This is a genomic window from Kitasatospora sp. NPDC093558, assembly GCF_040683475.1.
Lineage (GTDB): Bacteria > Actinomycetota > Actinomycetes > Streptomycetales > Streptomycetaceae > Kitasatospora.
Window position 1 is genome coordinate 1 of sequence record NZ_JBFBDY010000268.1, and the last position, 8,745, is coordinate 8,745.

Here is an 8,745-nt window from a genome sequence, read left to right on the forward strand (position 1 = left end):
GGCCCCCGTCCACAGCCTGTGGACGGGGGCCGGTTCTTTGAGCGGCGGAACGTGGTCCGGGATCCGGGGGACCGCCCCCGGAAAGCACTACGGGCCACGGCGCCGACACGGGACCCTCAACCCATGCGGCACCGCAGCCCGGAGCTGTCGTCGGGCGCCGGAGTCGACCGAGGACTGTGCGGGGTCCTCGCTCGGTGGCGTCCGACCGAGGAGCGGCCGCGCGCGGTCAGGGCAGTTGCGCGGTGGGCCTCTCCTTGGTGCCCTTCCATTGTGGACTAGACCAATCTCGGTTGTCCAGGCCGGTCGGCAAATTGGTCTAAACAACTCGGGAGGGCCGGCCGGGTCCACTCCGCGGTCCGCCGCGCCCCCGCCCGACCGGCGGCGATACCCTCGCCATGTGCCCTCGTTGAACGAACTCGTCCGCCGCCACACCACCCTGACCGGGGCCGACGTGGAATGGCTCCACCACCTGGTCTCGGAGTGGCAGCTGCTGTCGGACCTCTCCTTCGCCGACCTCGTGCTGTGGATCCCCACCTGGGACGGCATCCGGTACGTCTCGGTCGCCCAGATGCGGCCCAACACCGGTCCGACCTCCTACCAGGACGACATGGTCGGCCACCTCGTCCCGCGCGGGCGCCGCCCGCTGCTCGACGCCGCCTTCGACGAGGGCCGGATCGTGCGCGAGGGCGACCCGGAGTGGCGCGAGGAGGTGCCCGTCCGGGTCGAGTCCATCCCGGTGCGGCGCGAGGGCAAGGTGCTCGGCGTCATCGCCCGCAACACCAACCTGCTGACCGTCCGCACCCCCAGCCGGCTGGAGCTCACCTACCTGCAGAGCGCCTCCGACCTCGCCCAGATGATCGCCGCCGGCAGCTTCCCGTTCCCGGGCGTCGAGCAGGTCGACATGGACGCCGCCCCGCGCGTCGGCGACGGCCTGATCCGCCTCGACGCGGACGGCATCGTCACCTATGCGAGCCCCAACGCGCTCTCCGCCTACCACCGCCTCGGCCTCACCACCGACCTGGTCGGCAGCCACCTCGGCCGCGCCACCGCCGAGCTCGTCCCGCCGTCGCGCGCGGCCGTCCACGAGGCGCTGGTGAAACTGGCGAGCGGCTGGGCGCCGCGGCAGACCGAGATCGAGGCGCAGGGGGGAGTGGTGACCCTGCGGGCGATCCCGCTCAAGCCCAAGGGCACGCTTACCGGTTCGCTCGTGCTCTGCCGGGACGTCACCGAACTGCGGCGCCGCGACCGCGAGCTGATGACCAAGGACGCCACCATCCGGGAGATCCACCACCGGGTGAAGAACAACCTGCAGACCGTCGCGGCCCTGCTGCGGCTGCAGTCCCGCCGGATGGAGTCGGAGGCCGGCCGGGCCGCGCTGGACGAGGCGGTGCGCCGGGTCGGCTCGATCGCGATCGTGCACGAGACGCTCTCCCAGGCGCTCGACGAGCAGGTCGCCTTCGACGAGATCGCCGACCGGGTGCTCGCGATGGTGATGGAGCTGTCCCAGGACGGCCGGGTGGAGACGCGCCGCAGCGGCAGCTTCGGCATCCTGTCCGCCGAGGTGGCCACCCCGCTGTCGATGGTGCTGACCGAACTGCTGCAGAACGCGCTGGAGCACGCCTTCGGCCCGACCGCCTCCGGCCACCTGGAGGTGAGCGCGCTGCGCGGACGGGCGCCGGCCACCGGCATGGGCTGGTCGGACAGCTGGAACGGCGGCGCCCGGCCGGAGGAGTACCTGCTGATCACCGTGCAGGACGACGGCCGGGGCATGCCCGAGGGCTTCGACCCGCAGACGGCCGGCAACCTCGGCCTGCAGATCGTGCGCACCCTCGCCACCGGCGAGCTGGGCGGCACCTTCGACATGGTGGCCGGTCCGAACGGCGGCACCAAGGTGATCCTGGAGATCCCGGTGCGTTGATGCGTTGCGGTGCGCGACGGGGCGCGCGTCCGGCGGGAGCGCCGGGTGCGCACTCCACGCGCCGCCTTCGCCGGGTACCAGGTGCCCGGCAACCGGGCGCAGAAACAGAAACGAGGCCCTGTCGACCGGGGGGGGTGGGTCGACAGGGCCTCTCAACCCGTTCCGGCCGTCGGGGGGAGTCGGCCGGAACGGGGGCTCTGGGTAGTGCGACACCGCGTCGGTGCGTTGCACACGGTGAGCGCCTCAGCTCCACAATATTGCTCTAAGTGAACAGTATCAAGTGGCTGGACGGACCGGTGTCGCGGGACTTTGCCGGGCAAGGTCCTTTGTGCGGAAGGCTTCACCAGGAACTGCAGGGAAGCCTTTGATCATGTGTTGATCGGTACAGCGGTCACTGCTGGTACTACGGCGTGTGATCAGGTGTGCGATCAGGCGGTGCGGGCGCGGTTGCGGGCGGCACGGCGCTTCATCGCGCGACGCTCGTCCTCGCTCATGCCGCCCCAGACGCCGGCGTCCTGGCCGGTCTCAAGAGCCCACTGCAGGCACTGCTCCATGACCGGACAGCGGCGGCACACGGCCTTGGCTTCCTCGATCTGCAGCAGAGCAGGACCGGTGTTCCCGATCGGGAAGAACAGCTCCGGGTCCTCTTCGCGGCAGACAGCGCGGTGGCGCCAGTCCATGGTCGTCCAACTCCTCCTGCCGACGGGGGTGGCCCGGATCGGCATAATCGATGGCTTGTGAATGTGAACGCTTTCACGAATCCCGCAACAGCAAAAGAGACCAAAGGCCCGCCGGGCCCGGGTGGTCTGTGCTGGGGAGGGATTCGGCGATTCGAGGGACACTCCGCGGTCGGCTTCCGTCAGGTGCTGAGGTTGCCGTCGCTGCGATGTGTCCCGATCGCCATGTAGAGGTTCGCAAACCTCGGGCTCGGATACAACCCCCTTCGGGGAGGAATTTTTGATTCTTCGGTGTCGCCTAGCTCACAGCCAGTACTTCTATGGAGTGAAGGGGGCTTGTGCGTTCGAGAAGAAGGGCGAACCCCACTTCCGGTCACACAATCACACGCAGTGCCCGCCGTACGCCTGTGAAACTGACGCGACTCCTGTCTCCAAGATGGTCCCCGTCGACCTGGAACGGCACTGGTTCCTCTGAAACCAAGGTGAAGTGTCTGACGTCGTGATAGGAGACGACGTGCTTGCCGGACGGGCCGGCCGACGGTGCGCCGTCGCTCGAAGGCGCGTACGACCGCAGGATCTGACGGACCGTTCGAGCCGTGCCGAACGCCGTCATCCGGGTGATGCCGAAGACGTCGAGATCCGTGTCGAAGGAGGCCAGCGGGGAGGGGTAGACCGGGCGGTTGCCCAGGAACGTCCACGGCGAGGTGTTGCTGACTATCGCCAGCACCAGGCCGGGAACGGCCTCGTGGCCCGGCAGGCGAAGGGCCACCGGGCCGGAACGGCGCTGCTCACGCTGGGTGACGTAGTGCCGGATCGCCTGGCCGATGTAGAGGGCGTGGGTGGACTTGCGCCCGGCCCTGCGCTGCTCCTCGACCCGGCCGACCACACCGGCGTCGAAGCCGAGGCCGGCGGTGAAGGTGAACCAGCGGTCCGGCAGCCCGTCGGTCATCGCCTTGCCCAGGCCGATCGGGCGCTCGCGCCCGTGGTCCAGCGCGTTCAGCAGGGCCCCGGTGGCCTCCACCGGGTCGTTGGGCAGGCCCAGGGCGCGGGCGAACACGTTGGTCGAACCGCCCGGCACCACGGCCAGTCGCGGGACCTTCTCGCCCGGGCCGTGCGACAGCAGCCCGTTCACCACCTCGTTGACGGTCCCGTCGCCGCCCAGCGCCACCACCAGGTCGACCGTGCCGTCCTCCGCGGCCTCGCGGGCCAGGTCGCGCGCGTGGCCGCGGTAGGCCGTCTCGGCCACCTCCAGCTTGAGGTCGCTGCGCAGGGCGTGGATCAGCACGTCCCTGGTGCGGCCACTGGTGGTGGTGGCCTTTTGGTTCACGACCAGGAGAGCGCGCATGGGGAAAGCCTACGGGTCGGTACGGGCCGACCGGCGGCTACCCTGCTGGAGTGACCGCAGAATCCTCCGCCCCCGTCCCTCCGGCGCCCGCTCCCGCGGCCGGCCGCGCCCGCCCGGTCGCCCTGACCGTCGGCGCCGCCATCACCGCCGTGGAGGGCGCCGCGCTGGCCGTCGTCGGCGTCTCGGACATGGTGTCCGCGCTGTCCGGCCAGGCCAAGCAGCTCGCCCTGAACGAGTTCGGCGGCGCGGTCATCGTGCTGCTCGGCGTGCTGCCGGTGCTGGCGGCCAGGGCGCTGCTCAAGGGGCGCCGCTGGGGCCGCAGCCCGGCGGTGCTGACCAACTCGATCTGCCTGCCGGTCGCCTACTACATGCTGAAGAGCGGCGGCGCGATGATCGGCGTCGGCGTGCTGGTCGGCCTGCTCGGGCTGGTGGGCATCGGCGCCCTGCTGAACCCGAAGTCGACGGCGGTCCTGTACGCCGAGCACGAGGGCTGAGCGCGCAGGACCGCCGGACGGACGTGCTGCACCACTGACGGCCGCTCGCCGAGCGGCCGTCAGTTCTACTCCTCCACCAGGAGCTTCTCCCGCAGCTGGGCCAGCGTCCTGGCCAGCAGCCGGGACACGTGCATCTGCGAGATCCCCACCTCGGCGGCGATCTGCGACTGGGTCATGTTCCGGAAGAACCGCAGCACCAGGATCTTCTGCTCCCGGGGCGGCAGTTGGGCGAGCAGCGGCTTGAGCGACTCGCGGTACTCGACGCCCTCCAGCGCCTCGTCGGTGGCGCCCAGGGTGTCCGCCACGGCCGGCGACTCGTCGTCGCTGTCCGGGACGTCCAGGGACAGCGTGGAGTACGCGTTGGCGGACTCCAGGCCCTCCAGGACGTCCTCCTCCGAGATGCCCAGGTGCTCGGCCAGCTCGTGCACCGTGGGGGAGCGGCCGTGCCGCTGGGAGAGCTCGCTGGTCGCCGTGGTGAGCGACAGCCGCAGCTCCTGGAGCCGGCGCGGCACCCGGACCGCCCAGCCCTTGTCGCGGAAGTGGCGCTTGATCTCGCCGACGATGGTCGGCGTCGCGTAGGTCGAGAACTCGACCCCGCGCTCGTGGTCGAAGCGGTCCACCGACTTGATCAGCCCGATGGTGGCGACCTGGGTCAGGTCGTCCAGCGGCTCGCCGCGGTTGCGGAAGCGCCGGGCCAGGTGCTCGACCAGCGGGATGTGCATGCGCACCAGCTGGTTGCGCAGCTCGACGCGCTCCGGGGAGCCCTCGGGCAGCGCGGACAGCCGCACGAAGAGCGCCCGGGCGGCCTCGCGGTCGGGCGCGCCGGTGCGGTGCGAGCCCTGGGCGGGCACGGCGCCGTGCAGGTCCGCGGCCCCGTCCGCCGGGTCCGGCGGGGTCGGGGAGGCGGGCGTCGGCTCAGACGTCGGCTCGGTCGGCTGGCTCATCCGGTGGGCGTCCTTCGGGTGCGCTTCGTCGTTGGCGGCGAGGCCGGGAACGCTCGCCTGGGTCGGTACGGCAGGTCCCGCCGTCGCGAGGCCGGTACGGTCCAGATCACTCACGGCCATTCCCCCGTTCCGTTCCGGGAGCACCGGGGCCCTCGGCCCCGGATTCGTCTCTGTGGTCGTACCGCGTGGTGGGCGGTACCGGGCGCCGCCGGGCCGGCCCCCGGGTCGGGGTACCGGCCGGACGGCCCTTTGCGCGGTGGTCGCCGGCGGCGCTGCCGGCGGGGCCGGCTAGTGGGCGGCCGATCCGCCGCGCTTCTTGTGCAGGCTGATCGAGACGGTGTTGTCCTCGCCCACGGACGAGTCCACCTCGCCGGCCAGGGCGGAGAGGACGGTCCAGGCGAAGGTGTCCCGTTCGGGCGCCTTGCCGTCGGTGGTCGGTGCGGCGACGGTCACCTTCAGCGAGTCGCCGACCAGGCGGAACTCGCAGGACAGGACGGAACCGGGCACCGCCTGCTGGAGCAGGATGGCGCAGGCCTCGTCCACCGCGATCCGCAGGTCCTCGATCTCGTCCAGCGTGAAGTCGAGCCGGGCGGCCAGCCCGGCCGTCGCGGTGCGCAACACGGAGAGGTAGGCCCCCGCCGCGGGCAGCCGGACCTCCACGAAGTCCTGAACTCCGAGATCGCTGTCGATCTGGGACACCCTTGCCTCCTGGGTGACGCGCTGTGCTTGCTTGGTACCTCTGGTGGTACCCCTGTTCGCACCCCGTTTGTACCCCCTTTGGGGGGTCTGCCGCGATGCCGGTGCGGGAGTTACTCATGGTAAGGCATCGCGACGCAGGGTGGCAGGGGTTCGGGGCAGCTGATCAGCGCATTCTCAGCGCTTTCTCAGCGGCTCTTCTCATCGGCTGGCGGCGGCCGCGAGGGCGTCGCCGGTGAGCCGGTAGACGGTCCACTCGTCCATCGGCACCGCGCCGAGCGCCTTGTAGAACTCGATCGAGGGCTCGTTCCAGTCGAGCACCGACCACTCCATCCGCGAGTAGCCGCGTTCCACCGCGATCCGCGCCAGCTCCAGCAGCAGCGCCTTGCCGTGGCCGCCGCCGCGGGCCTCCGGGCGGACGTACAGGTCCTCCAGGTAGATCCCGTGGGTGCCGCGCCAGGTGGAGAAGTTGAGGAACCAGACCGCGAAGCCGACCGGCTCGCCGCTGGTGTCGTCCTCGGCGATCAGGCCGAACAGCGCCGGTGCGGCGCCGAACAGCGCGTCGTGCAGCTGTTCGTCGGTGGCCACCGCCTCGTGCGGGGCCTTCTCGTACTCCGCCAGCTCGCGGATCATGGCGCGGATGACGGGGACGTCGGTGGGGACGGCGGTGCGGATCATGCGGCCGAGCCTACTGGCCGGGACCGGTCTCGTCCCAGGCCTGGACGGAGGTCTGGTCGACGATCCGCCCGTCGCGCAGGTCGGCCATGGACGTCATCAGCACCCGCACCCCGTCGGGGTAGCGGCAGGACTCCATGAAGGCGACGTGGTCGCCCTGGACGACCACCTGCTCCAGTGTGTGGGTCATCTCGCGGCCGTAGACGTCGCTCAGCATGGCCCCGATCTCGTCCCGCCCGTGCATCACCAGGGGGTGGCTGGGCTGGGTCCGGTGGTCGACGACGCGCAGTTCGGCGTCGTCGGCGTACAGCGCGAGCAGGATCCCGGCGTCGCTGCGTTCGATGCCCTCGCGCAGCGCGCGGGAGTCGAAGGCGGACGGCGCCGCCGTGGTGGTCATGATGTCGCTCCTCCGGTCGGGGTCCGTCGGTTCGTACTCCGAGCGTACGCCCGGCCGCAGGGGCCGGATCCGGGCCGCTCAGCCGTTCTGGCCGCTGTCCTGGCCCCCGTTCCGGCCGCCGCGCAGGTACGCCGCGAGCGCGGTGATCGCGGCCGGGTTGCGCGGGCTCTCGACGAGGTCGGCGTAGTCCAGGACGAAGATCCGGTCGTTCTTCACCGCGGAGACGCCGGCCAGCGGCGGGAAGGACTTCAGGAACGCCCGCTTGGCGTCCGCGGTGGTGTCGCCGTAGTCATTGACGACGATCACCTCGGGGTCGCGCCGGACGACCTCCTCCCACCCGCTGGTGACCCAGGAGTCGGCGACGTCGCCCATCACGTTGCGCCCGCCGGCCTTCGTGATGATCTCGTCGGCCGCGGCGAACTTCCCGGCGGTGTACGGCTTGTCCTGCCCGCTGTCGTACAGGAACACGGACGGCCGGCGCTCGGGCTGCGGGACGGCGGCGACCTGCGCCTTGAAGTCGGCGATCAGCCGGTCGGAGCGGTCCTTGACGTCGAAGATCTCGCCCAGGTTGGCCAGGTCGGTGTAGAGCGCGTCCAGCGGGGACATCACGCCGCGCTCGGCGCCCTTGCCGCTGCGGCAGGACTCGGTGAGGACGTACGCATCGACGCCGACGGCCTTGAGCGCCTGCGGGGTGAAGCCGCGGCCCTCGTCGTAGCCGTAGTGCCAGCCCGCGAGGACGAGGTCGGCCTTGGCGTCGAGGACGATCTCCTTGGTGATCTGCTTCCTGGAGAGCCACGCGGTCCGCTGGTACCCGTCCTTCCAGGCGACCTGGTCGATCCGGCCCTTGTCGTCGGGCATCACGTAGCCGGCCATCCGGTCGGCGAGGCCGAGCGAGAGCATCAGCTCGGTGATGCCGACGTCGTTGGTGACCGTGCGGGCGGGCTTCTGCGGGAAGGTGATCCTGCTGCCGCAGTTGTCGACGGTCACCGGGTAGTGGGCGGACGCGGCGGTGGCCCCGCCGCCCGGTGCGATCTCGGCGCCGCAGGCGGTGAGTCCCAGGGCGAGCAGAGCGGTGGCGGCAACGGCCTTGGTGCGCAAGGGGGTTCCTCGGGGGTCGATGGGACGTCGGTAGGGAGCAGCCGTCAGAGCCGGTCGAAGAGCAGTTGGGTGGCCCCGGTCGCGGGGTGCCGGACGGCGGTGGCCCGGACGCCGAACACCTCGGCCAGCAGCCCGGGTTCGAGCACCTCGGCGGGCGGTCCCGAGGCGACGATCCGGCCGGCCCGCAGGACGTACAGCAGGTCGCAGTGCCCGGCCGCCAGGTTGAGGTCGTGCAGCGCGGTGAGCACCGTGGGCCCGGCCGCGCGGACGAGCGCCAGGACCTCCAGCTGGTGGGCGATGTCGAGGTGGTTGGTCGGCTCGTCCAGCACCAGCAGGCGCGGCTCCTGGACGAGCGCGCGGGCGATCAGCACGCGCTGCTTCTCGCCGCCGGACAGGCTCAGGAAGCCGCGTTCGGCGAGGTGCCCGGCGCCGACCTCGCGCAGCGCCGCCGCGCAGCGCGCGGGGTCGCCCAAGGCCGGGCCGCCGAAGCCCCGCCGGTGC

At 71.4% G+C, this 8,745-nt stretch carries 10 protein-coding genes; 2 read left to right on the forward strand and 8 right to left on the reverse strand.

Features of this window, described 5'->3' with window-relative positions:
* Nucleotides 1-397: 397 nt before the first annotated feature.
* Nucleotides 398-1,918: a PAS domain-containing sensor histidine kinase gene (locus AB0O00_RS22805; RefSeq protein WP_363654547.1), complete on the forward strand. Its 1,521-nt coding sequence runs from the start codon at nucleotides 398-400 to the stop codon at nucleotides 1,916-1,918.
* A gap of 428 nt (nucleotides 1,919-2,346) precedes the next feature.
* Here AB0O00_RS22805 and AB0O00_RS22810 read toward each other — a convergent pair whose 3' ends face one another.
* Nucleotides 2,347-2,598 (reverse strand): WhiB family transcriptional regulator, encoded by a 252-nt coding sequence (locus AB0O00_RS22810; RefSeq protein WP_014138019.1) that lies wholly within the window; start codon nucleotides 2,596-2,598, stop codon nucleotides 2,347-2,349.
* A 370-nt stretch (nucleotides 2,599-2,968) separates the two neighbouring features.
* Nucleotides 2,969-3,940 (reverse strand): diacylglycerol kinase family protein, encoded by a 972-nt coding sequence (locus AB0O00_RS22815; RefSeq protein ID WP_363654549.1) that lies wholly within the window; start codon nucleotides 3,938-3,940, stop codon nucleotides 2,969-2,971.
* 50 nt (nucleotides 3,941-3,990) lie between these two features.
* Between AB0O00_RS22815 and AB0O00_RS22820 the strand changes: the two genes are divergently transcribed.
* Nucleotides 3,991-4,434, forward strand: a complete 444-nt coding sequence (locus AB0O00_RS22820; protein WP_363654551.1) for a hypothetical protein — start codon at nucleotides 3,991-3,993, stop codon at nucleotides 4,432-4,434.
* Nucleotides 4,435-4,499: 65 nt separating this feature from the next.
* Here AB0O00_RS22820 and AB0O00_RS22825 read toward each other — a convergent pair whose 3' ends face one another.
* The 6 genes from AB0O00_RS22825 to AB0O00_RS22850 form a co-directional block, all read right to left on the reverse strand.
* Complete coding sequence (locus AB0O00_RS22825) at nucleotides 4,500-5,378, reverse strand: RNA polymerase sigma factor SigF (RefSeq protein ID WP_363654560.1); 879 nt, start codon at nucleotides 5,376-5,378, stop codon at nucleotides 4,500-4,502.
* A gap of 288 nt (nucleotides 5,379-5,666) precedes the next feature.
* The gene (locus AB0O00_RS22830; protein WP_270144190.1) at nucleotides 5,667-6,077 is read right to left on the reverse strand and encodes an anti-sigma regulatory factor; all 411 of its coding nucleotides are present in this window, start codon (nucleotides 6,075-6,077) and stop codon (nucleotides 5,667-5,669) included.
* A gap of 198 nt (nucleotides 6,078-6,275) precedes the next feature.
* Nucleotides 6,276-6,752 carry a GNAT family N-acetyltransferase gene (locus tag AB0O00_RS22835; RefSeq protein WP_363654553.1) on the reverse strand — a complete coding sequence of 159 codons (477 nt, stop codon included), beginning with the start codon at nucleotides 6,750-6,752 and terminating at the stop codon, nucleotides 6,276-6,278.
* A gap of 10 nt (nucleotides 6,753-6,762) precedes the next feature.
* Nucleotides 6,763-7,146, reverse strand: coding sequence for a nuclear transport factor 2 family protein (locus tag AB0O00_RS22840; protein ID WP_363654555.1), 384 nt, complete (start codon nucleotides 7,144-7,146; stop codon nucleotides 6,763-6,765).
* A 78-nt stretch (nucleotides 7,147-7,224) separates the two neighbouring features.
* Nucleotides 7,225-8,244: an ABC transporter substrate-binding protein gene (locus AB0O00_RS22845; protein ID WP_363654556.1), complete on the reverse strand. Its 1,020-nt coding sequence runs from the start codon at nucleotides 8,242-8,244 to the stop codon at nucleotides 7,225-7,227.
* A gap of 44 nt (nucleotides 8,245-8,288) precedes the next feature.
* The coding region (locus AB0O00_RS22850; RefSeq protein ID WP_363654558.1) for an ABC transporter ATP-binding protein at nucleotides 8,289-8,745 on the reverse strand (457 nt) is incomplete at its 5' end.